A 24,069-nucleotide genomic window follows, 5' to 3' on the forward strand; every position below is an offset into this window, starting at 1 on the left:
GAAGTGGTGTAACTCACCTCCCCTCACGATTTTTATGGATCACCATAAGTGACGTGCTGGATTACCCGCGTTGTGACGGAAAAACTGTCTGCTTGCGACCGAGGAACGGTGCACAGCACACCGCGATGAGCGCCAAGCTGCCTCCCACCACGAACGCGAGATGGATGCCTGCGGTATCGGCGGCGGATCCGCCCCCACGACTCATTTCTGCGCCAAGCGCCATACCGCCGATCATCGCAGCAATGCCAATCGCGCCGCCGAGCTGCTGCAGCGCATTCACGATCGCGCTGCCGTGCCCGTACAGGCGGACGGGCAGGCTGCTCAAGGCGTGCGTGAGCATCGGAGTGAGCACGAATGCCATTCCCGTTGCAAAGACGAGGTGCATGCCGATGAGCTGCGGAACCGTGGTGTTCGCGGTCATGGTAGACATCCACCATTCCGCTCCAGCGAGCACGATGGTGCCAGGAATCACCAGCGGCAGCGCGCCAAACATGTCGTAGAGGCGGCCGACGAATGGCGAGAGCAGGCCTTGCAGCACTCCACCGGGGAGCAGCATGAGTCCGGTGCCGAGCACGGTCAGCCCCATTGCGGTCTGAGCAAACATCGGGAGCACGAGCACTGTGCCGAGCATCGTGCCCATCGCGACCATGACCACCACGACGGAGAGCGCAAAGCGACGCTCACGGAACGGAGTGAGATCGAGCAGTGCACGGCCGGGACCCTGGACGAGAAGCCTGCGTTGGCGGATCACGAAGCTCACCAGCGCGATGAGGCCGATTGGCCCGGCGACGACCGGCACGGGGGAACCAGCAGACAGGTCGGCGATCGTCGAAATCGCGGTCACCACGCCACCAAACCCGAGCAGGCTGAGAATGACGGATGGGATATCGAGTGATGCGGATCCACCGCCACCGATACGGGGCATCAACAAGGCACCGACGACCATCGCAATGACCGCAACGGGAATCATCAGGCCGAACACCCAGCGCCAGTTGAACGCGTCGATCACCAGGCCCGAGAGCGTCGGTCCGATCGCGGGACCGACCGAGATGACGACCGAGTTGAGCCCCATCACCGAGCCACGGAACTGCGGCGGTACAAGGGTCAAGGTCGTTGTCATGAGCAGCGGCATGATGATCGCCGTGCCAGCTGCCTGGAGCACGCGTCCGGTCAACACAATGCTGAACACCGGTGCCACTGACGCAACAATCGTGCCGAAGAGGAAGAGGGAGATCGCGGTGATAAACAGTCGTCGAATCGAATACCTCTGCAGCAGGAATCCGGTCATGGGGATGACAATCGCCATGGTGAGGAGGAAGCCAGTCGTGAGCCACTGCACTGTCGTCGCACTCACATTGAAGTCAGCCATGAGTTGCGGAAGTGCGACGCCCAAGACTGTCTCGTTAAGAATCATCACAAACGCTGAAAGCGCGAGAATCGCGATGGCTGCGGTAATCGTGCGGCGGTCAAGGGGTGGTGTTGTGGTGGGTTCAGGCGTCACGACGCAGGAGCTCTTCTCTCGTGAGGAAATTGTTCGAAGTGTAAATTATGGCACACTGTGCCATCTTCTGAATGCCTGTGCGTGAATCCGATAGATTCAAGGGGCACCGATCTGCCCACCGCAAGGAGCGAAGTGTCTACACCGCAATCAACCGCATCAGAAAGTGCAGTCAACGATGACCGTGCTGGAACTGGTGCTGCCCCAAGCGTCGATGCGCCAGCTTCGGCAACGCCGAACACCGCTGCATCTGGCACCGCAGCACCCGAGGGGCTCCGGCAGCGCAACTACCGAGAAACGCAGGAACGTATCCAGCGCGCAGCCATCGATCTGGCCGAGCGCAAGGGACTCTGCAACGTCACCACCGCACAGATCGCCGAGGCCGCTGGCATCTCGCGGCGCACCTTTTTCCGCTACTTCTCGTGCAAGGAACAGGCGATCATGCCTGGCCCCAGGCGCTACCTCGATGCCATCGACGACTTGCTCCCCGTCGACGAGGCGGTCGCTAGCTCCGGCGGCATTCTTGCGGCCATTGAGGCAATTGGGGACAAGATCCTCATCATTGAAAGCGATCTCGAGCTCGCGGTGCACCGTCGCATCTCCGCGCTCATCGCTGCCGAACCAGAACTACGCGCATACGAAGCGTCGCAAGATGTTGAGATCGCCGAGAAGTTGGCGGATCGTTTCAGCGATGTCTTCCCAGACATGACTACCCCCCAGCTCGCACTGCTCGCCGAAATCGGCATCACCGTGTGGCGTCACGGCTGGATGCGATGGTCTGCTCAAGCAGAGCAGCCAAACCCCGAATCGCCAACGGAAAGCCACCGCGCAGTGCGCGAGACGATGCGGGTCGCGTTCAGAAACCTCACGCAGGCGTAACCGTTACTGCGGTGTCGCTCTCGCTACCGCGTGCCCTCTCCCCGCAGCCCCATAGCCGCGGGCACCACAAAAAGCCCATCACCGGGGCGGTAATGGGCTGATGCGTGAAGACTTGTTAGTCGGCCTTCTGCGTGGGGGCTGCGTCTGAGGCAGTCGTGTCTGTTGCAGACTTCTCGACAGTCTCGGAGGCGGGGCCATCTCCCTGGGTCTCCTTGCGGAGCACACGGATCGACTCCCCCAGGCCCTTCGCCAGCGCCGGAAGCTTCGTCGAGCCAAACAGCAGCAGCGCAATGAAGACAATGATGACGAGATGCCAACCTGACAGCGCGTTTCCAAGCATGGGGTTCCTCTTCTCAGCTGGCTAGAGCGGCACCTGTGGGCGCCAGTTTCAGTAGCCGACAGGAAATCTTACGCCCGGCTGGCAAGATTTACCGCATCGATTTGCCGAAAATTTGCTGAGCAAAATGGTTTGGGCAGCCCTGCCAGCCCCGGCCCTGGCCCTAGCCCGCCCGGCCCCGGCCAACCTTGCCAACCCCGTCAAAACGGCCCTTCTTCTCGAAACAGGGGGTTTCAGACGGTTGAAAGGGTCTGTTTCGGCGGGAACACCCCGTTTCGCGGGCTAGCAGCGGAAACGGCGGGAACGGCGCGGGCCGACGGCAGGCGCGGCGGGAGCGGCGGGAGCGGCGGGAGCGGCGCGGGTCGGGGAACACACACCCGTAAGCCACCCGTGAGGATCCACGAAAACCCCGTATGGATTCCGTTAGGACTTCGTTTACACCGACAAAACGGGTGTTTGATCAGGTCATAGCCCGTTTCGGGCGCCAGTTTCCGCGAGAGCGGCGCTGACTTTCTGCGAAAGGACCTGTTGTGTTTGACCTCATCTACGTGCTCGGCAGTATTGCCGTGTTCGTTGTGATCGGGCTGCTGGCGAAGGCGGTGGAGAAACTGTGATCGTTTTTGAGTTCATTGCCGCCGCGCTCGCGATTGCCGCCGTCGTGTACCTGGTGGTCGCACTGTTGAAGCCGGAGAAGTTCTAATGACCTGGCTATATGCGCTTCTCGCTCTCGCGACCGTTGCCCTCGTCTTGGTCATCGCGTATCGTCCATTCGGCGATTACATGGCGTGGGTCTACACCTCACGCGCCGATTGGAAGATCGAGCGCGTGATCTACCGTGTCATTGGCGCGGATCCACACACCGAACAGACGTGGCAGGCGTACCTGCGCAGCGTGCTGTCATTCTCAGCCGTTGGCCTGCTGTTCGTCTACACGCTACAGCGGCTCCAGCCGGTACTCCCGTACTCGCTTGGTCTTGATGCACCATCACCAGACCTCGCATTCAACACCGCAGCCTCGTTCGTCGGAAACACCAACTGGCAGTCGTACTCACCAGAGCTGACCGTCGGCTACACGGTGCAGTTCGCTGGACTTGCCGTGCAGAACTTCGTTTCTGCTGCAGTCGGTATCGCCGTGGCGATCGCGCTGGTGCGCGGTTTTGCCTACCGCCGTTCAGGGACGATTGGGAATTTCTGGGTAGATCTCACCCGCGGCACCCTCCGTATTCTGCTGCCGATTGCAGTGCTTGCTGCGGTCGTCTTGATGATCGGTGGCGTCATCCAGAACTTCAACGGATTCACGGCCGTTTCGACGGTGACTGGCACGACCCAGACGATTCCGGGTGGCCCGACAGCCTCGCAGGAAGCGATCAAGCTGCTCGGCACCAACGGCGGCGGGTTCTTCAACGCGAATTCTGCGCACCCGTTCGAGAATCCATCAGCCCTGACCAATCTGTTCCAGGTGCTGCTGATGCTCATCATTCCGTTCTCACTTCCACGCACCTTCGGGCGCATGGTGGGAGACAACCGCCAGGGCTACGCAATCGTGTCGGTCATGGCAATCCTCTACATTGCGTCGTTCAAGATCCTCACGCTCCTGGAAACGGCAGGCCCTGGCACAGCGCCAGAGCTCGCTGGCGCTGCGATGGAGGGCAAGGAACAACGGCTCGGCATCATCGGTTCGACCCTGTTCACCACGACGAGCACGGGCACTTCGACGGGTGCCGTCGCAGCGATGCACGATTCGTACACCTCGCTCGGTGGAATGATGCCGATGCTCAACATGATGCTCGGCGAGGTCTCCCCTGGCGGAGTCGGTTCGGGGCTCTACGCGATCCTCGTCCTCGCCGTCATCGCCGTCTTCATCTCGGGTCTGCTCATTGGCCGCACTCCCGAGTACCTCGGTAAGAAGATCGGCCCGCGCGAGATCAAGCTCGCGGCCATGTACATTCTCGTCAGCCCGATGCTTGTGCTCGCAGGAACCGCACTGAGCTTCGCACTTCCTGGTGTCAAAGACGAGGTCGCAAACGTCTCGATTGCGAACCCCGGTGTGCACGGCATGTCTGAAGTGCTCTATGCGTTCACGTCGGCAGCAAACAACAATGGTTCGGCATTCGCCGGTCTCACCGCAGATACCCCGTGGCTGAACACCGCGCTCGGTCTCGCGATCTTGCTCGGCCGTTTTATCCCGATCATGCTCGTGCTCGCGCTCGCGGGTTCACTCGCTGCGCAGGAGAAGGTGCCGCCGACTGTTGGCACGCTTCCCACCCATCGCCCCATGTTTATCGGATTGCTGACCGCGGTCACGATCCTCATGTCGGCACTCACCTACTTCCCAGTGCTCACGCTGGGTCCGCTCGCTGAAGGGCTGAAGTAACTCATGTCTACGCTCATTTCTCCGTCCCAGACGGCTGCATCAGAGCCGCACGATCCAGAACCATCACCCCAACCACGTTCTGGCTTCTCACTGAAACAGGTCAAGGCCGCGCTCCCTGGCGCCTTCCGCAAGCTCAATCCGCGCGAGCAGTGGCGCAACCCGGTCATGTTCTTGGTGTGGATCGGAGCCGCACTCACCACGGTGCTTACGGTTGCCGAACCCTTCCTCGGTGGCCCGGCCAAGTCGGGTGGTTCGCCGGTCCCAGGCTCATTCACCTGGGCAATCGCTGCCTGGCTGTGGCTGACCGTGCTCTTTGCGAATCTCGCCGAGTCCATCGCAGAGGGCCGCGGTAAGGCGCAGGCCGAGACGCTGCGCAATACCCGTACGAGTACGGTCGCGAACCGCATCGACAATTACGACGCCGATGCTGACCCCGCTGCACACGATGCCGAGACCACTGCGCTCGCTTCATCCGAACTCACGATTGATGATGTTGTGGTCGTCACCGCTGGCGAACTCATTCCCGGCGATGGCGACGTCATCTGGGGCATCGCCTCGGTCGACGAGTCTGCGATCACGGGTGAGTCAGCGCCGGTCGTTCGTGAGTCTGGTGGCGATCGTTCCGCTGTCACAGGCGGCACGCGCGTGCTGTCTGACCGCATTGTGGTGCGGATCACCTCACGTCCAGGTGAGACCTTCGTCGACCGTATGATCTCGCTCGTTGAGGGTGCCGCACGGCAGAAAACCCCCAATGAGATTGCGTTGAATATCCTGCTGTCGGCGCTCTCCATTATTTTTGTGACTGTCGCGCTCACTCTCAACCCAATCGCTTCGTACGCGGCCGCTCCCGTGAGCATCCCCGTGCTTGTCGCTTTGCTCGTCTGCCTCATCCCGACCACGATCGGTGCGCTCCTCAGCGCAATTGGCATCGCGGGTATGGATCGTCTGGTGCAGCGCAACGTGCTCGCCATGTCGGGTCGTGCGGTTGAAGCTGCTGGCGATGTGACGACCTTGCTCCTCGACAAGACCGGCACCATCACCTACGGCAACCGGCGCGCGAGCGAGTTCGTGCGGATGACCGCTGTTTCTGAGCAAGAACTTGGCGAGGCCGCAGCGCTTTCGTCGCTCGCAGACCCCACTCCTGAGGGCGTTTCGATTGTCGAACTCGCGGAGAAGCTCGGCATCGCGTTCGAACGCAACACCGCCGGTGAGATCGTTCCGTTCACCGCGCAAACTCGCATGTCTGGGCTTGACCTTCCTGACGGATCCCAGATTCGAAAAGGTGCCGGTTCAGCGGTCAAGGCCTGGCTCGCTGAAGCGAATGCTCCGCTCACCGATGCGGCGAGCGCTGAGCTCGATTCGCACATTGAGCGAGTGTCATCAAGCGGTGGCACGCCACTCGTTGTTGCGACTCGTGATGCAGCAGGTGTTGCCCGTTTGCTCGGTGTTGTCCATCTGAAGGATGTCGTGAAGGAGGGGCTGCCCGAGAAGTTCACCGAGTTGCGAGCTATGGGGATCCGCACCGTGATGATCACGGGTGACAACGCGCTGACGGCTGCCGCGATTGCGCGGGAGGCTGGCGTTGATGACTTCCTCGCGGAGGCGACTCCCGAAGACAAGCTCGCTTACATTCGCAAGGAGCAAGAGGGCGGCAACCTGGTTGCGATGACCGGTGACGGCACGAATGATGCTCCTGCGCTGGCCCAGGCCGACGTTGGCGTCGCCATGAATTCTGGTACCTCGGCTGCGAAGGAAGCCGGCAATATGGTCGATCTCGATTCTGACCCGTCGAAACTCATCGACATTGTGCGGATCGGTAAGCAGCTGCTCATCACCCGTGGTGCGCTGACGACCTTCTCGATCTCGAACGACATCGCTAAGTACTTCGCGATCATCCCTGCGTTCTTCATTGGGGTGTTCCCGCAACTCTCGGCGTTGAACATCATGGGTCTGCATTCACCTGCCTCGGCGGTACTGTCGGCCATCATCTTCAACGCGATCGTGATCGTGTTCCTCATTCCGCTCGCCCTGCGCGGAGTGAAGTTCCGCCCTGGCAACGCTTCGACGGTGCTCGGCAGAAACCTCGGTATCTATGGGCTCGGCGGCATCGTCACCCCGTTCATCGGTATCTGGGTCATCGACCTCCTCGTCCGGCTCATCCCAGGGTTCTAGCCCTCACCGTTCTCTCTGAAAGAAGCACAACATGCAAACCTCACTTCGTAGCGCGGGTCGTTCGACCTGGGCGGCGGTGCGTGCAATGGCACTGTTCACGCTGCTCCTTGGCGTGGGCTACACACTCGTGATCACTGGCATCGGTCAGCTGGCACTCCCCTGGCAAGCGAATGGCTCGCTTCGCACCGATACTCACGGTGCAGCTGTCGGTTCTTCGCTCATCGGTCAGTCGTTTACCGATGCGAAGGGCGATCCGCTTGCCGAGTATTTCCAGCCACGACCCTCTGCCGCTGGCGATGGGTATGACGGAGGCGCATCAGGCGCTTCGAATCTCGGCCCAGAGAACCCAGATTTGATTGCTGCCATTACTGACCGGAAGTCGCAGATCGCAGCCTTCAACGGGGTGCCCGAGAGTGCGGTACCTGCCGATGCAGTCACGGCTTCGGCCTCTGGGCTTGATCCACACATCAGCCCGGCATACGCCGCTATTCAGGTAGCGCGCATTGCAGAGGCGCGTCACCTCGACCCTGCAGTTGTACAGCAGGTGCTTGATGAACATACCCGTGGCCGTGCACTCGGCTATTTGGGAGAATCAACCGTAAACGTGCTCGATGTCAACATCGCGCTCAACCAGCTGAAGGAGTAAGCATGTCGAAGCGAGGGCGGCTCAGTGTGCTGCTCGGCGCCGCCCCAGGCGTCGGCAAGACATTCGCGATGCTTGAAGAGGGGCGCAGGCTGTTTGCCGAGGGAAAAGATGTCATTATCGGCATCGTTGAGACGCACGGTCGGGAGGCAACCGCAGCCATGACCGTTGGCCTCCCTGTGATCCCCCGTGCGCTCGTCGAGCATCGCGGAGTCGCCCTCGAAGAACTCGACCTCGCCGCCGTCCTCGCCCATCACCCTGAGATCGCTCTCATCGATGAACTCGCGCACACGAACGCACCTGGCTCCGCTCACGCGAAGCGATGGGAAGACGTCGAAGCGCTGCTCGCCGCAGGAATTGATGTCATTTCGACCCTGAATATCCAACACATTGAATCGCTCAATGATGTGGTTGAGCAAATTACAGGAATCCCGCAGCGCGAGACCGTGCCAGATAGCTTTCTGCGCGAGGCCGACTCCATTGAGGTTGTCGACCTCGCGCCGCAAGCGCTCCGTGACCGGTTAAGCAGTGGGTTCGTCTACCCCGCAGAGCGCATCGACGCTGCCCTGTCGAACTACTTCCGACTCGGCAATCTGACCGCGCTTCGCGAACTCGCGCTCATCTGGCTCGCAGACGAGGTCGATCAGGCGCTTCGCGGCTACCGCGACGCTCACGGCATCAACCGCACCTGGGAGGCACGCGAGCGCGTGGTCGTCGCGCTCACTGGTGGATCCGAGGGCGAGACCCTGCTGCGACGCGGGGCGCGGATCGCTTCACGTTCTGCCGGCGGCGAGCTGCTCGCAGTGCACGTCACGACGCAAGACGGTCTTCGCGCAAGCAATCCTGCAGCGCTCTCACAACAGCGTCGCCTCGTCGAGAAGCTCAACGGCTCGTACCACCAGGTGATCGGTGACGACGTGCCACACTCACTCGTCGAGTTCGCGCGCTCGGTCAATGCCACGCAGCTCGTGCTTGGTGCGAGTCGCCGCGGACGCCTTGCCGCAATGTTTACTGGTTCGGGCATCGGAGCGACCGTCGTTCGCGAGTCAGGTGACATCGACGTACACATGGTCAACCACGCGGCAGCTGGCAAGCGCTTCTCACTTCCCCCGCGAACCGGCGCGCTCACGATGAAACGCCGCCTTCTCGGCCTCGCCACGGCGCTCATCGGCGGCCCACTGCTCACGCTGCTTCTTTCTTCGACCCGCAATGCTGAGTCGATCACCACCGATGTATTGAGCTTTCAGCTGCTCGTCGTTGTCGTCGCGATTGTTGGCGGGTTCTGGCCAGCAATTCTCGCCGCGGTGTTGTCTGGCCTCACACTCGACTTCCTCTTCATCGAGCCGCTCTATACCGTGCATATCAATCGCACCCACCATCTCCTCGCCTTAGTGCTCTACGTGGTCATCGCGAGCCTCGTCAGTTTTATCGTTGACCGCTCGGCGCGGTTCACTCGCGCGGCCAAGCGTGCCGCTGCAGAATCCGAACTCATTCAGACGATCGCAGGCAGCGTCCTGCGTGGAGAAAGCTCCATTCAGGCGATTCTTGATCGGGCTCGGGAGGCATTCCAGCTCTCGAGCGTGGCACTGCGCCAAGACGAACGGGTGATTGCGAGCGCTGGCGATCCGCCGACCGACGAGACACCGACGTCGATGGCGCTGACGCGCAATGCCACACTTGATCTCTACGGCCCCGACATCAACGCGACCGAGCAGCGTCTGCTCGGCGTTGTAGTCGTGCAGCTCACCACCGCGCTTGAACACGAACAGCTCACCGAAACGGCGAAGCAGATCGAGCCAATTGCGGCATCAGACCGTGTGCGTGGCGCGCTCCTCTCTGCGCTCAGTCACGATTTGCGTCGCCCGCTCGCTGCTGCAACGGCAGCAATTGGCGGGCTGAGGACCGCAACCCCTGAGCTCAGCCTTGCAGACAAGCAAGAACTCCTCGATACCGCAGATGAGAGCCTCACCTCGCTCGCGACCCTCGTCACTGATCTGCTCGACGTCAGTCGGTTGCAGGCCGATGCGATGAATGTCAGAACGTTCCCGATCGATCCGGCAGACGCGATTGCGCCCGCCCTCGAGGAGCTGCGGCTCGGACCAAGTGAGGTCACCCTCGCTCTCGATCACGGTGACGCCTACGTCGATGCTGATCCGGTCCTGCTGCAGCGCGTTGTCGTGAATCTCCTGTCGAACGCGCAGCGGTACAGCCCGGTCGGGGTACCCGTGCTTGTTAGTACGAGCGTCTTCGGTGACCGGCTCGAGATTCGGGTCGCGGATCGCGGTCGCGGCATCCCGCCGGAGAAGTTCGATGACGTGTTCTTGCCATTCCAGCGACTCGGTGACACCGACAACTCGACGGGCCTCGGACTCGGGCTTGCGCTGTCTCGCGGTTTTGTTGAGGCAATGCGCGGTACGCTCACGCCAGAAGATACACCAGGCGGTGGCCTCACCATGGTGGTGTCATTGCCCGTCGAAGCCGCAACCAGCGGACCGACCGGCGCAACCAGCCCGACCAGCGCAGACGACACAGCAGAAACGGAACAGACGCGATGAAGATCTTGATTGCCGACGACGATCCGCAGATCCTCCGTGCACTACGCATCACCCTCACCGCGAAGGGGTACACCGTCATCGTTGCGAATGATGGCGCGCAAGCAATTGCCGCTGCCATCGACCATCATCCCGACTTATACCTGCTCGATCTCGGTATGCCCCAACTCGACGGTATCGAAGTGATTCAGGGGATTCGGGGCTGGACGCAAGCGCCGATTCTTGTTGTTTCGGGGCGTTCTGGCGCAGCTGACAAAGTCGAGGCGCTCGATGCAGGCGCCGATGACTACATCACCAAGCCATTCGCGGTCGAGGAACTGCTCGCGCGTATCCGTGCGCTTTCTCGCAGGGTCGTACAAGATGACACGTCACCTGTCGTACGGTTGGGTGACACCGTGATCGATCTCGCTTCCCACAGCGTGACGCGCACGACTGCGGAGGGCACACGTCAGATCCGCCTCACGCCGACCGAGTGGCAATTCATCGAGATCCTCATTCGCAATGCTGGCAAGCTCGTCACGCGGAAGACCATACTCACGAGTATCTGGGGGTCGGAGCACGTCGAAGACACCGGGTACCTCAGGCTCTACGTTTCGCAACTGCGCCGCAAGCTGGAGAATGATCCAGCCAACCCCGTGCACGTGCTTACTGAGCCAGGGATGGGGTACCGGCTTGCCGGTGTGACGCAGGCCTAGCCTGCGAGTGCCGCAGTACGGAGACGGGAGAGCGCAACCACCTGGCTCACCGCAAACAGCGCAACATCAATTGCAATGGTTATCACTGCAACGGCAGCGATCAGATTTCCCGCGGTGAATACACACAACGCAATGAGTGAAGCAGCCAGGACGTTGACGCCAAGCACGAGGCGGAGCGCGTTCCGGAGGCGGAGTTTCAAGACCATCCACAGCACCAACAGTGCCCAAACGACGACCACGACACCGCTTAACCGCAGCACGAGTGCTGGCAATGCAATCGAAGCGGCCAACTGATCTGCGGCGAGCGCGACTGCCGTTCCGAGCACCGCGCAATAGATAGCGTCAAGCCGTAGGGTCCACTGCCCGAATCGTTGCCCATTCATGCGCTGCATATTCCCAGTATGTCAGCAGGTCTCTACATGACGGTGTGCCCCCGCGTCGCGACTGGCTCTTGGGCCAACGTGACACAGGGGCACACCTGTTGTATCTGCAAAAGCGTGAGATTACTGTCCCTGCAGCTTGCGCTTTCGAGAGCCGACGAGCGCGACACCGGCGGCTGCAAGCGCAACTCCTGCAGCGATCATGACCGCGATCAGGCTTGCTTCCTCGCCAGTGTTTGCCAGGGCGCCGGGTGATCCGCCGCCCGCAGCTCCACCGGCGTTGCCAGCGGTGTTACCGGAACCGCCTGGGGTCGTCGGCTTTACAGGGTCTACCGGATCAACTGGGTCAATTGGTGACTCGGCATTCAGCCAGCCTGCCCGCAGCGCTTCAACGCTGTACCCATCTGCGAACCACCATGCAGGCCGTTTGCCATCAACGATGAGTTCAGCCGGCGCAGTCGCAAACCCTTCATTGTTCAGGTTTGGCAGCCCCGCGGGGCGCAGCACATGATTGACTTTCGGGGTCTCTGTGCCGTTGAGCGAGATCTGTGCACCGGTGCCATCGCAGCCATCGTCACACACCGCCCACAGGACTCCGAGGGTGGTGTCGTAGTCGAGGGCCATAACTCCTGGCAGGCCTGGCTTCACCTCTCCGACGATCTCTGCCTGACCACCGGGCAGCAGTGCAACCGCGAACACTTGGCCTTGATCTTCAACGCCGACGAAGAACAGGCCGTCTCCGTGTCCCGCATAATCGCTGCTCTTGTATGGTGCCTTGGTGTTGCGATCCCACAGCACGCCTTCAAGATCGCTGTCAGAAACCCACTCGATTGCTTCAAGTCCCAGGTTCGCGCTCACCTGCGGCAGCAGGCTCGTGAGGTCCCACTGCTGTGATGCCACAACATCAGGTCCCGGTGCATTGGGATCGATCTGCAGCACGGTGTTGTAATTCACACCTTTCGCGCTGTTGTCCCGCTCAGAAGCCAGGTAGAGGAAGCCATCGCCAGCAACGGTGATGCCCTCAGTATCAGGTCCCGCCGCACCGGGGTTCGTTGCGTCGTGCTGGAACCGGGCTCGCTTGCCTGATTCCCAACCGTCGGCAAACTTCACGCTGCCATCTGCCTGCGCCGCAAGCTTCCAGAATGTGCCTGCGCCGTTGTCGACTGCCCAGAGGAACACGCCCTCGTCAGTGACCTGAGTATCCAGGCCTGAGCTGTCCGACAAGAACATGGGTGCTGTGTCAAGCACGCGAGTCTCCGCGGCTCCTGGCCAAGGGTCGGCCGAGATTTCCCCGACGCAGGTGTTGGCAGCTCCCTTGGTCGCCCCCGAGGTCACGGCAAACGGGCCAGCGACGTCAGGGCACCGACCCCAGCTTGGCTCCGCGTGTTCTGGACCCCAGGTTGTCTCGTTGATCAGGGTGCCATTCTCAAAGAGACGGACGCTGTCTGCTTTGCCGAGACCAAAACCAAGTGCATCACCTTCAATGACCAGGTAGCCACCCGCGGGAATCGAAGTACCAGCCGGGATCGTGTACTCGTGCGCATCATCGTTGTCTCGAACCACAATGCCCGAAATGTCGATCGCATGTGCCGATGGGTTCACCAGCTCGACCCAGTCGCTTGGGTTCGAGACGACCTCATTGATACGCACTGGGTTGCCGCAGGCGTTCTGCAGCCCCTTGGTCGAAATCTCGAGGTCACGGAACTCACCGGTGCCGTCTACGCACCGCCCGTACACCCCAGCCGCGTGGTCGCTCCAGCTGTACTCGGCGGCAACGAGGCCAGCGGCGGTACGCACGGATACGGTGTCCGCCTTACCGAGCCCGAAGGTGAAGTGTGACGGCTGATCGAACACGTAGAAGCCGCCAGGCGCAAGCATCGTGCCTGCGGGAACCGGGATCACGTCAGCGGCATGGCCTGCGGGATCGTTGTCGAGCATGGTCCACCCCGAAATGTCGATCGGAGTTGCGCCAGTGTTGGTGATCTCAACCCAGTCAGTTGCATCACCGTTCGACTCGACTTCATTGATCGCGATGCTCGGCGGAACACAACGGTTCTTCTCCCCAGGTGTCGCGAACGCAAGCGCAAAGTCGCCCTCGCCATCGACGCATCGAGCGAGCGTCGCCGCAGCTGCATCGCCATCGATCGCGGCGTGCGCGGTCCATGCGCCGGTACGATCTGCGAGGTCACCATTACTTGCAAAGAGGCGGATCTCATCGGCGCCGCCAATGCCAATCGCTTCTGGGAATCGTCCCTCTTGCCAGGCTCCGGTGGTGTCGTTGAACACTGATCCGCTGCTATTCTCATCGACCACAAGCAACGCACCCGGTTCGATCACTGTGCCAGCCGGAAAACGCCAGCGGTGGTCGTCAGAATTGTCGCGAAGCTCGAAGCCGTCAAGAGAGACCGCATCATCGCCCGGGTTCACAAGTTCAACCCAGTCTGCAGGTTGTGAGTCAACTTCGTTCAGTTTGACGCTGCCCTGCACCGGGGCGACCGTGCACATGTTTGCAGCGCCCGGTGTCGCCTGCGTTGCAGGAGCCCACTCCCCCAGCCCATCACCGCAGCGTGCCCAAGTCATCAGCGGAGCATCATTCGTGTAGGCGTATCCGTCTACCTCGACGCCGGCCAGATCTGACAGGGTGAACGAGTCGCCCTTGCCCAGTCCGAACGTAAAGTGAGTTCCGTTGACGAGCATGAAATACTCGCCTGGTTGCACAACCGTGCCGGCAGGCAGGGTTTCTTTGTTCTTGTCATCAGCGACGCCCCAACCACTCACATCTACGGCTGCGGTGCCAGTGTTGAGAATCTCAACCTGGTCAATGTCGTAACCCGACGCGTTGCCGTAAATGATCTCGTTCACCACAATACCGCTGGGATGCACGGCAGCGGGTGCGGTGGAAGCGCTGGCAGGCAGTGCTGGCAGTGGCAGCGCTGAAGCAGCCGCTCCCGTGAAAGTCATGGTGATCGGAGCAACACATACGGTTGCGCCGACCACTCCAAGGATCACCCTGGTGAGCGTCGAACGAAAACAGGACAAGTCTGAGCTCCTCTGGTCTGAAACGGCCAGATTTCAATCAACCACTCGCGTATTTCTTATGAGTGACGACAAGGTAAAGCCCGGGTGACCACTGCACCACGAAGCGGAGGGCGCGAAAAGCACCGCATACCCCGTCATCAGTACAGAGTTGTGAACGTAGCAGTGAAGTCTGACGTGCAATGATGATTACCGACTTGAGGAGTAGACATGAAGCGACTCGCACTAGCGACCACTGGCTCAGCACTCGTCGCAATCGCTGGCCTCACAGTTGCACTGGTATTCGTGAGAATATCGCTCGACTGGTCTGACGCTCTTCCCTACGAAGGAGCCGTCACTGAACGCCGGTACATCATCTTCATCCTGATAGCGCTCGGTATCTTCGCTGCAGGTCTTCTCTGCGCTGTTCTCACCTTTCTTCGGTTACGAAAGCGACGGTGAAGAAACACGCAAACGGGTGTGGCCCGGGAATTCTCCCAGGCCACACCCGTTTGCGTAAGATCGCAGCTGAACTCGCGGTTACAGCACGCTCTGCAAGAAACCCTGCGTACGCGCGTGCTGCGGGTTGTCGATGAGCTCGCTTGGCGCGCCCGCTTCCACGACGACACCGCCGTCCATGAAGACAACCTGATCGGCCACCTCGCGGGCGAAGCCGATCTCGTGTGTGACCACGATCATGGTCATGCCTTCATTCGCGAGCTCCTTCATTACGTCGAGTACCTCGCCGACGAGTTCGGGATCGAGTGCTGAAGTCGGCTCATCAAAGAGCATGAGCTTCGGCTTCATCGCGAGCGCACGAGCAATCGCAACGCGCTGCTGCTGACCGCCAGAGAGTTGTGACGGGTAGTGATCCGCCCACGCATCGAGACCAACACGTGCGAGCAAGCGACGTGCCTCAGCGACCGCTTCTGCCTTGTTGCGACGCGAAACAATCATCGGAGCCTCGATGATGTTTTCAAGCGCAGTCTTGTGCGGGAAGAGGTTGAAGCGCTGGAACACCATGCCGATTGAACGGCGCTGCTTCGCCACCTCACGCGGGTGCATTTCACGCAGGCGCTTGTCGCCCTGCTCACGGTAGCCAACGATCTCGCCGTCAACGGTGATGCGTCCGCCATCAATGGTTTCAAGATGGTTGATGCAGCGCAGCAGGGTTGACTTGCCAGAGCCTGAGGGGCCGAGCAGTACGGACACCTGGCCCTCTTGCACGTCCATCGAAATGCCTTTGAGAACCTCAAGATCACCGAAGTGCTTGCGCACTCCGCGCATCTGGACGAGTGCCGAGTCATCGAGTTCAGCCACGACGGCCTCCCTTCTTCTTGCCCTGCAGCTGTACCGCAATGGCGCCGGTCATTTCGCGCGCCTTCTGCAGCGTTGACGTCGGTGCGTTGCGCTCAACGCCACGGCCGAAGTATCGCTCAAGGTAGTGCTGCGGAATCGACAGGATCGAAACAATAATGAGGTACCAGATGCTGACGACGATGAGCAGCTCAACCTGCTTGAGGTTCTGCGCCGAGATCTGCGTTGCCCGAGTATAGACCTCCATCACTGCGATGAGCGAGAGCAGTGAGGTGTTCTTGATCATCGAGATGAGTTCATTGCCGAGCGGCGGAATGATCACGCGCATCGCCTGCGGAAGGAGGATCCGCACAAAGGTGTGGAACGGGCTCATACCGAGTGAAGCAGCTGCTTCCTTCTGACCGGCATCGACCGAGAGCATGCCCGAGCGAACAATCTCTGCCGAGTATGCAGCCTCGTTCAGCGTCAGTGCGATGATGCCTGCGACGAATGCTGTGAGCAGTACGTTGGTGTCGACTTCCCAGAACACGATGTCAGTGAACGGGATACCCAGCGTGATCTTCTCAAAGATCAGGCCGAAGTAGCCCCAGATGACAATCTGGACGAGCAGTGGAGTACCACGGAACAGCCAGACGTAGAACGACGAGAATGCGATTGCGACGGGGTTCCCCGACAGGCGCATGGCAGCCAGCACGACCGCGAGCACGGTCGAGATGATCATTGAGATCGCGGTGATGATGAGCGTCGTGCCGACACCCGAGACGATCTCGGGGTTAAACATGTACTGCCCAACGACCGAGTAGTCGATGTTCTTGTTGGTCCAGAGAGCCTGGACAAACCATGCGGCGAAGAGTAGGAGAACGATGGCCCAAATCCATCGCCCTGGCCGCCGGAGCGGGAGAGCCTCAATATCGAAGGCCCGGTCCTGCCCCGGCGTTGACAGAGTTTGCGAAGTCATGGCGCGGATCAGCCAGCCAGTGCAGCGCCGTTGACGATCGCCTCTTCAGTGGCGAAGGTCTGAAGGTTGTGCTTCTCAAGGATGTCCTGGTAGACGCCCTCTTCAATGAGTGCCTGGAGCGCGAGACGCAGCGCCTCAGTGAGCTCGGTGTTCTCCTTGAGCGTGCCGATACCGGTGTACACGGGGTTGACGCCCGCGGGGTGCTCGGGATCGGTGATCATCTCGAAGTCGTTGCCATCACCCGCGGTCTGCACGGTGTACGCCGCAACTGGCGAATCAACGGGGAACGCAACCACGCGCCCTGCCTTCAGCGCGGTCTGCGGATCCTGTGCGGTAGGCAGCTGCTGAATGACGAGTTCACCCTTGCCTTCTGCCTTGCAGGTCTCAGCCTGTTCCTTGAGCAGATCGAGCTGTGCGCTCGCCTTCTGTACCGCGACCTCATGGCCACACAGGTCACCGAGACCCGTGATGCCCTCGGGGTTTCCCTTCTTCACTACGATCGAGAAACCTGCGTAGATTTCCTCAACGAAGTTCAGCGTCTTCTCGCGCTCAACGGTGTCGTTCATGCCCGACATGATGATGTCGAACTTCTTGGCCTGCAGCGATGGAATGACCGTCTCGAATGCCTGGTGCGAGATCTGCACCTCAACGCCGAGCTTCTCGCCAAGCGCCTGTGCGAGGTCGGGGTCGAGACCAACCTGCTTCTCGCCCTCAAGAAGGATGAACGGCGGGTACGGAATGCCAGCAGCTGCCTTGATGACGCCAGCGTCGCGGATCGAGTCGGGAAGCGCGGCAGCTGCTTCTTCGTTCACGCCCGAGGTGAGCTGCGGTGCAGCTTCTTCCTTTGCGGGAGCAGCATCGGTGCTCGAGCACGCGGTGAGGCCGAATACTGCGGCGAGCGCGGCAGCAGTTGAAATCTGTACGAGCTTCTTGTTCATTGTGGGTTCCTCTTCTTTGGGGAGTTGTGTGGCGGCAGTGGCCGCCGGTTCTGAAACTGGGCTATTCGGCCCAGGAGACCTCGCTCGGGCCAACGTGTGGGCCCAAGAATTCTGCGTAGGTTTGGCGTCGTACCGCGAGCCGGCTTTCGCCGTTTCGGCAGAACACCACTGCGGGCTTGAGTGCACCGTTGTAGTTGTTGGACAGGGTGTAGCCGTAGGCGCCGGTCGCCGCAAGCACGATCGTGTCGCCGGTCTTCGGTGACGCGAGTTGTGCCTGATCGACCAGGAGATCACCTGATTCGCACTGTCGGCCAACGAGCTGTGCGACTGTGTCAGGAGTTTGGTTGGCACGATCCGCGACGATCGGCGTGAACTCCATGTTCATGAGCGCGACGTTCATCTGGTCAGCGAGGCCACCATCGACGGCGACGAAGGTCGCGCCGGTCTCCTTCACGTTGTTCACGCGGTAGGCAGTCATGCCGCTGCGCGCAACGAGCGAGCGCCCTGGCTCGATGATGAGCTGGCTTGATGCCGGGAGCACGCGCTCAGCTGCCGCCGTAATCGCATCAAGGTACTCGTCGAGGGTGGGAGCATCGTGCTTGACGTTGTAGTTCACACCGAGTCCGCCGCCAATGTTGTACACGTCAAACTCACCGAGCTCACGTACCGCGGCGACCGCGCGCTCAAAGGGTTCGACCTCGAGTACCTGCGAACCGATGTGCAGGTGAAGACCCTTGACGTTGATGAACGGGTGAGCTTCGAGCTTTTCGATCAGTGCTTTCGCCTGCGGAATCGGCAGCCCGAACTTCGATTTCTTCCCACCGGTAGAAACAGCCTTCGGAACGTTCGGGTCAACGCCGGGAATGATGCGCACCAGCACATCCTGGGGGCGAGTCAACAGCGCATCGAGACGCTCAACGTCGGCTTCGCCGTCGATCACGATTGCACCGATGCCTGAGTCAACCGCGAGTACGAGCTCTTCCTGGCTCTTCGCGTTGCCGTGCAAGTGGATGAGCTCGGGATCGGCGCCCGACTCAAGCGCGAGGAGCAGCTCACCAGCGCCAGCAACGTCAAGCGCCAAGCCCTCTGATGCAGCCACCGCGTATGCAGCAAGCACGGGGAACGACTTCGAAGCGAATGCCACCTGGCTGTTCGGGCGGCGTGCGGTGAGCCCCTGCTTGTAGGCGCGCATCCGTTCGCGCAGGCCCTGCTCGTCGACGACGTACAGCGGGGTTCCATACTCAGCGGTGAGTGCGGGCAGTTCGCATCCGCCAACGCTCAAAACTCCGTTCGCACCCACTGAGGCGTGCGTCGGAAAGATCCGCTCAAATCTCGGATCGTAGAAACCGCTTGCTGCCACTTCGAAACTCCTTTGTGTTCGTATGTAAAGACTCTAGAAAGCGGGAGTGGCATTATTTTTGTCGGATTCGATAATATTTGAACGTGAACTTATCGAAGTCGAGCAATGTAGCTCAGCCGCCGTTTGCGAGCGGTCTCCCACTTTCGACGCTGCTCTCGCAGCTCGGCGACGAAGTTGTCGTCTCGCTGAACACGTCGCTGTCAGCTGTGGCCCTCGTCGGCGTGACGTACTACGACTCAGATATCACGCAGCAGCACCTGGCTGGCCAGCTCCTCTTGCTCACCGCGCATGCCGAGCTCACGGTCGAACGAATTCATGAGCTGTGCGCAGACCTCAAGCAGCATCAGGTGAGCGGCGTGGTCGCCAGGGATTCGGGTGCTGGCATTTCACCAGCACTCATTGCTGCATGCCAGGCGCACGATCTCCACTTGCTCTCACTGACCGCCAGCGTCGGGTGGCGCGAGTTTGATGCGCTTATCAGCCGACTACTTGGCGAGCACGGCGCAGGTTTGCAGCTCGGTTCGAACTCTGGTGACCGACTCTTTGCCCTCGCAAATTCGGTTGCCCAGGCGTTTCAGGGGTCGGTTGCGATCGAGGATCACCGACGCAATATCCTGGCCTACTCCGCGCTGCCTGGCCAGGCCATCGACCAGCTCCGCGCGAGCGGCATCTTGACTCGAAAGACCCCCGACGGCCCGCTCAACGAAGTGCGATACCGACAGGTGTTCAGCACAGAAGAGGTCTCACGGTTTCCCACTGAGTATGAGTTTGCTCCCCGAGCTGCGATGCCGATCCGCGCAGGCAACATCCCACTCGGCTCAATCTGGGTCATCGACCCCAGTGGTGACGACCTGGACACCCCGCTCGCGCCAGAGAAAGAAGATGCACTGCGCAGCGCCGCCAATATCGCCGCGAGCTACATTGTCGATGCTTGGCGATTTGATCACAGCGATGAACGATCAAAAGAAGCCGCCCTGCGACGCGTGCTTTCTGGCACACAACACGTCAACGATTTCACAGTGCTCGGGATCCGCGCAGACCGCCAGTACCTGGTCGCAGCGATTGATGGCACCTCAGCGACCGAGGGCGATGTCAGCGAGATTCGCGCGGCCGCAGCACGGCATCTTTCTGTCTACTTCCCCGGAAGTACGTGCGCTGTCGTTGATGGCCGCGTGCTCGCGATCGTTCCGGCACTCTCACGAGCGAACGTCGGTCGTTCACTTGAACGCTTACTACCAGAACTGCAACGACTCACCGGGGTCGCGTGCCACTGTGGCCTCAGCGATCCCAGTCATCCCGGCTCGTTCACCGAGGGTGCCGAACGGGCGATCCGCATCGCCGATTGCGCACGTGATCTCGGACTCTCGGTCGCAGGGTCAGATGCAGTGCAGGCGCAGCTCGTACTTCGCGCCTGCAACGATGCGCTGCAGGGCGCGGATCTTCGACTGCCCGAGACCGAGCAGCTGCTGGCCGAGAGCGAGGCCGAGACCCGCACCACGCTGCTCGCATGGCTCGAAGAGCGTGGCAACGCCCCTCGCATCGCAGAGCGCCTGAACCTCCACGAGCAGACCGTGCGATACCGAGTGCGCAAGGCTACGTCACGGCTCGGGATCGATCTTGATGACCCGGATCGCACCCTCGCCCTGTGGCTGCAGTTGCGGCTCGCAGAGCTGGGCTGATGCGAAACTAGAGCGGCTTCGAAGCACGCAGCGTATAGGTGAGCGGCATGACACCTGAGCGCTCGGCGAGCGCCCACTCGCTTTCGGTGCGCTCGACCATCTGCCCTGGCAACGCCTCCCACGGCACGCTGTCATGTTCAACCAGCAGATCGATGCGCAGCCCAGCAGTGATGAGTGCGGTCACGATCTCGCCGAGCGAGTGGTTCCACTCGTAGGTCTTGGTCGACTGCAACGGTGCGGAGGTCTCGACGTAACTCTCATCATCGTCCCACTCAAGTGGCTCATCGTGCTCGAAGTAGTTGAACCGCAGATGCAAGTCATCGTTCAAGGTCTCGTCCATCGCCCACAGGATCGGGTGGCCCTCACGAATGAAGAGCGATCCGCCTGGCGCAAGCAGGGCGGCGACGACCTCAGCCCATTCACCAATCTTTGGCAGCCAGCAGAGGGCTCCGATGCCGGTATACACGAGATCGAACGCGCCGTTTGGCAGCACCTCGTGCGCTAGACGAACATCGGACTGCACAAACTCAACGGCGTCACCCGTCTCAGACACTAACTGGCGAGCTTCAGCAACTGCGTGCGGCGAGAAGTCGAGACCCGTCACGTGCGCGCCGAGCCGCGCAAGTGAGAGAGTGTCGGTGCCGATGTGGCACTGCAGGTGCACTGCGCGCTTCCCGGTGATATCACCGAGGAGCGGCAGATCGAACTTCACCACCTCAGAGAGCGCGGATCGGTCTGCAATGAACTGCTGCACCTCGTACCCAGAGCCGTCTCTCGCAGCATGCAACGTCGCGCGCTCATTCCAATTGGCTTGGTTGGCCGCAATGTGCTCGGCAGTCATCAGGGTTCCGTTTCTCTCTGGTCACTTCAGATACTCAGCGGAGCAGGACAGTGCACCGCTCTGTGTGAGGTGAGGTTACTGGAATATTGCCTCGCCGGTCTACGAAAAGAGGACGTCGTCCGCTGGCAGCGCAACGCTCACCTGTACCTGCGCTTCTTCGGGGGCAGGGTATGCGGGTCGCAGCAGTGCAACATCTCCGCGGATCTCAGTCACCACGCAGCGTCGATCATTCCATTCTGCGGCAGGGTCACGCACGTCAATTTCTCCCGCAAGTACAGCTGGAAGCCGCACGTTCCATGCCCTCGCCACCTCAGCGAGACCCTGTGCTGCAAGCCTGTCTTCCGCGTCTGCAACATCGCTCCCCTCGTACAGAGCGTGCCCGAGCAACGTGCGCGCGGTCACCCGCCCATCAGCATGTTGCTCGAGCCATCCCACGTGCTCACCATCCTCCTGACGGTGGACGTGAGTCCAATCGTGTTTCTTAGATACGTTCATGTCGGTTTATGGTAGTTTATGTACAGATGGAGGTCAACCATGTCTGAGCTACTCAGCGTTGAAGACGTCGCGCTTCGACTGCAACTCAAGCCGCGCACCATACGCGAATACATCCGTACCGGAAAGCTCTCTGCCACGCGCATTGGCAAGCAATATCGCTTGACCGAGGCGGAGGTGCAACGTCTTGCAGGCAGTGCAGCGCAGGTGCCAACGGCGGCTCCCCCGACAGCAGCCAAGTCCGTTCCGAGCACGCTCGCAGTACACGCAGACACGACAACGGTGATTGACATCGAGTGTCCGTCTGCCAACGCCCGAACACGCCTCGCTGCAATACTCAACACTGTTGGGCTTGGCACGGGAACAACGGTGCATGTGAGCGAGCAGCTGGAGACACCGCGCCTCAAGGTGATCATCTCAGGGCCGTTACACGCAACGGTCGATACACTTGCCGCTATCAACAGCGTGGTCGACTTCGAGCACGACTGACGGTGCCGTGCACTCGGCGCCCACTCTCCGTAGACCCGAGATAGCGAAACGCACGATGACTCCTTCCTCCACCGGCCGAGATGATGCAGGGATGACTCAGCCGACCCCGCTTGCGAAGCGGGTCGCGGCGCCAACGTCAGCTCCCCTTCCTACCCCGAGCGGCGGAGTCACCTGGCGCCGAATGACACGAGCGGATCTGCCCGCTGTCGCGGCACTCGATCGGCTCTGTGGCGTTCTCGACCATCCACGCATCATCACACCAGACGACGCATTCGAAGTGTGGTTTCTGTCAGACGAGTTTGATGCGGAGAATGACACCGCATTGGCATTCGATGAGACAGGCTCACTCATCGCTTACGGCGTTGTACTTGCAATGGCAGAGGCGCGCACGGCCGTGCGCGTGCGTCTCATTGCGAAGGTGCATCCCAGCTTCCGACGTCAGGGCATTGGCTCGGCGTTGCTGCAGTGGCAGGAGGCGCGCGGACTCCAACACCTTGCCGCTTCAGACTCCACGATTCCGGGCTGGCTCAACGCCGGTGTCGAGGCTGAAGCACACAGCCAACGCGAACTGCTTGATACCCACGGCTACACCCCAGCACGGTGGTGGCTGACGATGTCGCGAGATCTTGCGGTTGCCATACCCGAGGTGCCGTTGCCCAGCGACCTCCACCTCGAACCCTACGACCTCTCGCGCTCAGAAGAAGTTCGTGCGGTCATCAACGAGGCCTTTGAAGATCACTGGGGAACTCAGCCCATCTCAGGTTCGGATTGGCGAGGGCTCGAACAGAGCACGACGTTCGTTCCCGAGCTTGGCGCACTCGCGATTCGTACGCTCCCAGATGGCAACACCGAGGTGGTCGGCGCACTCGGCACGATCGTCAACTCCGCCGAGTGGGACCCAATCGGGTACCGCTTCGGCATGATCGAATTTCTCGGAGTCGCGAAGCACGCTCGCGGCCAGCGAATCGCGCAGGCACTGCTTGCCCACACCCTACGCCTCATGCAGCAGCGCGGATATGAGCGAGCTCTGCTCGATGTTGACGTAGAGAGCCCCACCGGCGCCGTAGGGTTGTACTCTCGGCTGGGCTTTACCGAGCTTGACCGCTCGGTCACCATGCTCAAGGAGTTCTAATCCTGCAAACGTGAATCAGATCGGCGATCAGCTGGTTGTGTATGAGCACGCACATGCATCATCTCGCCTTGCGTGCCAAACAGGGTCAGCAGTTCAACCGGACCTCGACCAGTTGAGCCAAACCAGTGTGGTTGTTCGGTCGGAAACTCAGCGACCTCGCCAGGGCCTAATTCAATGTCGTGCGGCAGTCGTACCCGCGGATCACTGACGGTCGGGGCAGCGACCAATTCAGCAAGCGGCACTTCGAGAGCCATCGCAATACGCATGACGAGCTCGATCGTCGGCTTGCGCCCAACATGGTGCCGCGCGACGACGTGCT

Annotated in this window: 22 protein-coding genes; 11 read left to right on the top strand and 11 right to left on the bottom strand. The window is 60.8% G+C overall.

The genetic code is table 11. The annotated features are described in order from the left end of the window. Positions 1-61 precede the first annotated feature (61 nt). Positions 62-1,501, bottom strand: a complete 1,440-nt coding sequence (locus FW756_RS09605) for a DHA2 family efflux MFS transporter permease subunit (protein ID WP_446429923.1) — start codon at positions 1,499-1,501, stop codon at positions 62-64. A 132-nt stretch (positions 1,502-1,633) separates the two neighbouring features. Between FW756_RS09605 and FW756_RS09610 the strand changes: the two genes are divergently transcribed. Next, a complete protein-coding gene (locus tag FW756_RS09610) occupies positions 1,634-2,377 on the top strand; it encodes a TetR family transcriptional regulator (protein WP_446429924.1) in 744 nt (247 codons plus the stop codon). 115 nt (positions 2,378-2,492) lie between these two features. On the opposite strand, the gene FW756_RS09615 is transcribed toward FW756_RS09610, so the two are convergent. Beyond that, on the bottom strand, positions 2,493-2,717 hold the full coding sequence (locus FW756_RS09615; protein WP_446429925.1) for a twin-arginine translocase TatA/TatE family subunit: 225 nt from the start codon (positions 2,715-2,717) through the stop codon (positions 2,493-2,495). Positions 2,718-3,324: 607 nt separating this feature from the next. On the opposite strand from FW756_RS09615, the gene kdpF reads away from it, so the two are divergent. The 6 genes from kdpF to FW756_RS09645 are packed head-to-tail and all read left to right on the top strand — an operon-like array spanning position 3,325 to position 11,149. After that, positions 3,325-3,414 (top strand): K(+)-transporting ATPase subunit F, encoded by a 90-nt coding sequence (gene kdpF, locus FW756_RS09620; protein ID WP_446429926.1) that lies wholly within the window; start codon positions 3,325-3,327, stop codon positions 3,412-3,414. Further along, complete coding sequence (kdpA, locus tag FW756_RS09625) at positions 3,414-5,087, top strand: potassium-transporting ATPase subunit KdpA (protein WP_446429927.1); 1,674 nt, start codon at positions 3,414-3,416, stop codon at positions 5,085-5,087. The genes kdpF and kdpA overlap by 1 nt, the downstream gene beginning before the upstream one ends. Before the next feature lie 3 nt (positions 5,088-5,090). Beyond that, positions 5,091-7,259 carry a potassium-transporting ATPase subunit KdpB gene (kdpB, locus tag FW756_RS09630; protein WP_446429928.1) on the top strand — a complete coding sequence of 723 codons (2,169 nt, stop codon included), beginning with the start codon at positions 5,091-5,093 and terminating at the stop codon, positions 7,257-7,259. A 31-nt stretch (positions 7,260-7,290) separates the two neighbouring features. Next, positions 7,291-7,905: a potassium-transporting ATPase subunit KdpC gene (kdpC, locus tag FW756_RS09635; protein ID WP_446429929.1), complete on the top strand. Its 615-nt coding sequence runs from the start codon at positions 7,291-7,293 to the stop codon at positions 7,903-7,905. Positions 7,906-7,907: 2 nt separating this feature from the next. Then, entirely contained in the window at positions 7,908-10,457 is a 2,550-nt protein-coding gene (locus FW756_RS09640; protein WP_446429930.1) for an ATP-binding protein, read from the top strand. Beyond that, positions 10,454-11,149, top strand: coding sequence for a response regulator transcription factor (locus tag FW756_RS09645; RefSeq protein ID WP_446429931.1), 696 nt, complete (start codon positions 10,454-10,456; stop codon positions 11,147-11,149). Before FW756_RS09640 ends, FW756_RS09645 begins: the two co-directional genes overlap by 4 nt. On the opposite strand, the gene FW756_RS09650 is transcribed toward FW756_RS09645, so the two are convergent. Next, entirely contained in the window at positions 11,146-11,541 is a 396-nt protein-coding gene (locus FW756_RS09650) for a hypothetical protein (RefSeq protein WP_446429932.1), read from the bottom strand. The two genes, FW756_RS09645 and FW756_RS09650, sit on opposite strands and share 4 nt — an antisense overlap. Before the next feature lie 111 nt (positions 11,542-11,652). Then, positions 11,653-14,568, bottom strand: a complete 2,916-nt coding sequence (locus FW756_RS09655; protein WP_446429933.1) for a lamin tail domain-containing protein — start codon at positions 14,566-14,568, stop codon at positions 11,653-11,655. Positions 14,569-14,775: 207 nt separating this feature from the next. On the opposite strand from FW756_RS09655, the gene FW756_RS09660 reads away from it, so the two are divergent. Next, positions 14,776-15,006: a hypothetical protein gene (locus tag FW756_RS09660; protein ID WP_446429934.1), complete on the top strand. Its 231-nt coding sequence runs from the start codon at positions 14,776-14,778 to the stop codon at positions 15,004-15,006. A 78-nt stretch (positions 15,007-15,084) separates the two neighbouring features. Here the strand turns inward: FW756_RS09660 and FW756_RS09665 are convergent, their stop codons facing one another. The 4 genes from FW756_RS09665 to lysA form a co-directional block, all read right to left on the bottom strand. Then, on the bottom strand, positions 15,085-15,831 hold the full coding sequence (locus FW756_RS09665) for an amino acid ABC transporter ATP-binding protein (RefSeq protein ID WP_446430039.1): 747 nt from the start codon (positions 15,829-15,831) through the stop codon (positions 15,085-15,087). Positions 15,832-15,856: 25 nt separating this feature from the next. Continuing rightward, positions 15,857-16,819 (bottom strand): amino acid ABC transporter permease, encoded by a 963-nt coding sequence (locus tag FW756_RS09670; protein WP_446429935.1) that lies wholly within the window; start codon positions 16,817-16,819, stop codon positions 15,857-15,859. Between the two features lie 8 nt (positions 16,820-16,827). Further along, positions 16,828-17,757, bottom strand: a complete 930-nt coding sequence (locus FW756_RS09675) for an ABC transporter substrate-binding protein (RefSeq protein ID WP_446429936.1) — start codon at positions 17,755-17,757, stop codon at positions 16,828-16,830. A gap of 61 nt (positions 17,758-17,818) precedes the next feature. Continuing rightward, entirely contained in the window at positions 17,819-19,117 is a 1,299-nt protein-coding gene (lysA, locus tag FW756_RS09680) for a diaminopimelate decarboxylase (protein ID WP_446429937.1), read from the bottom strand. Positions 19,118-19,200: 83 nt separating this feature from the next. On the opposite strand from lysA, the gene FW756_RS09685 reads away from it, so the two are divergent. After that, positions 19,201-20,796 carry a PucR family transcriptional regulator gene (locus tag FW756_RS09685; protein WP_446429938.1) on the top strand — a complete coding sequence of 532 codons (1,596 nt, stop codon included), beginning with the start codon at positions 19,201-19,203 and terminating at the stop codon, positions 20,794-20,796. A gap of 7 nt (positions 20,797-20,803) precedes the next feature. On the opposite strand, the gene FW756_RS09690 is transcribed toward FW756_RS09685, so the two are convergent. Next, the gene (locus FW756_RS09690; RefSeq protein WP_446429939.1) at positions 20,804-21,637 is read right to left on the bottom strand and encodes a class I SAM-dependent methyltransferase; all 834 of its coding nucleotides are present in this window, start codon (positions 21,635-21,637) and stop codon (positions 20,804-20,806) included. A 99-nt stretch (positions 21,638-21,736) separates the two neighbouring features. Further along, entirely contained in the window at positions 21,737-22,132 is a 396-nt protein-coding gene (locus FW756_RS09695) for a hypothetical protein (protein ID WP_446429940.1), read from the bottom strand. 39 nt (positions 22,133-22,171) lie between these two features. Here FW756_RS09695 and FW756_RS09700 point away from each other — a divergent pair, with 39 nt between their 5' ends. Both FW756_RS09700 and FW756_RS09705 read left to right on the top strand, forming a co-directional pair. After that, on the top strand, positions 22,172-22,618 hold the full coding sequence (locus tag FW756_RS09700) for a helix-turn-helix domain-containing protein (protein WP_446429941.1): 447 nt from the start codon (positions 22,172-22,174) through the stop codon (positions 22,616-22,618). Between the two features lie 91 nt (positions 22,619-22,709). Beyond that, a complete protein-coding gene (locus tag FW756_RS09705) occupies positions 22,710-23,750 on the top strand; it encodes a GNAT family N-acetyltransferase (RefSeq protein WP_446429942.1) in 1,041 nt (346 codons plus the stop codon). On the opposite strand, the gene FW756_RS09710 is transcribed toward FW756_RS09705, so the two are convergent. Next, the gene (locus FW756_RS09710) at positions 23,747-24,016 is read right to left on the bottom strand and encodes a hypothetical protein (protein WP_446429943.1); all 270 of its coding nucleotides are present in this window, start codon (positions 24,014-24,016) and stop codon (positions 23,747-23,749) included. The genes FW756_RS09705 and FW756_RS09710 overlap by 4 nt on opposite strands. Positions 24,017-24,069: the final 53 nt, after the last annotated feature.

The organism is Leucobacter sp. 1207-22, assembly GCF_052850455.1.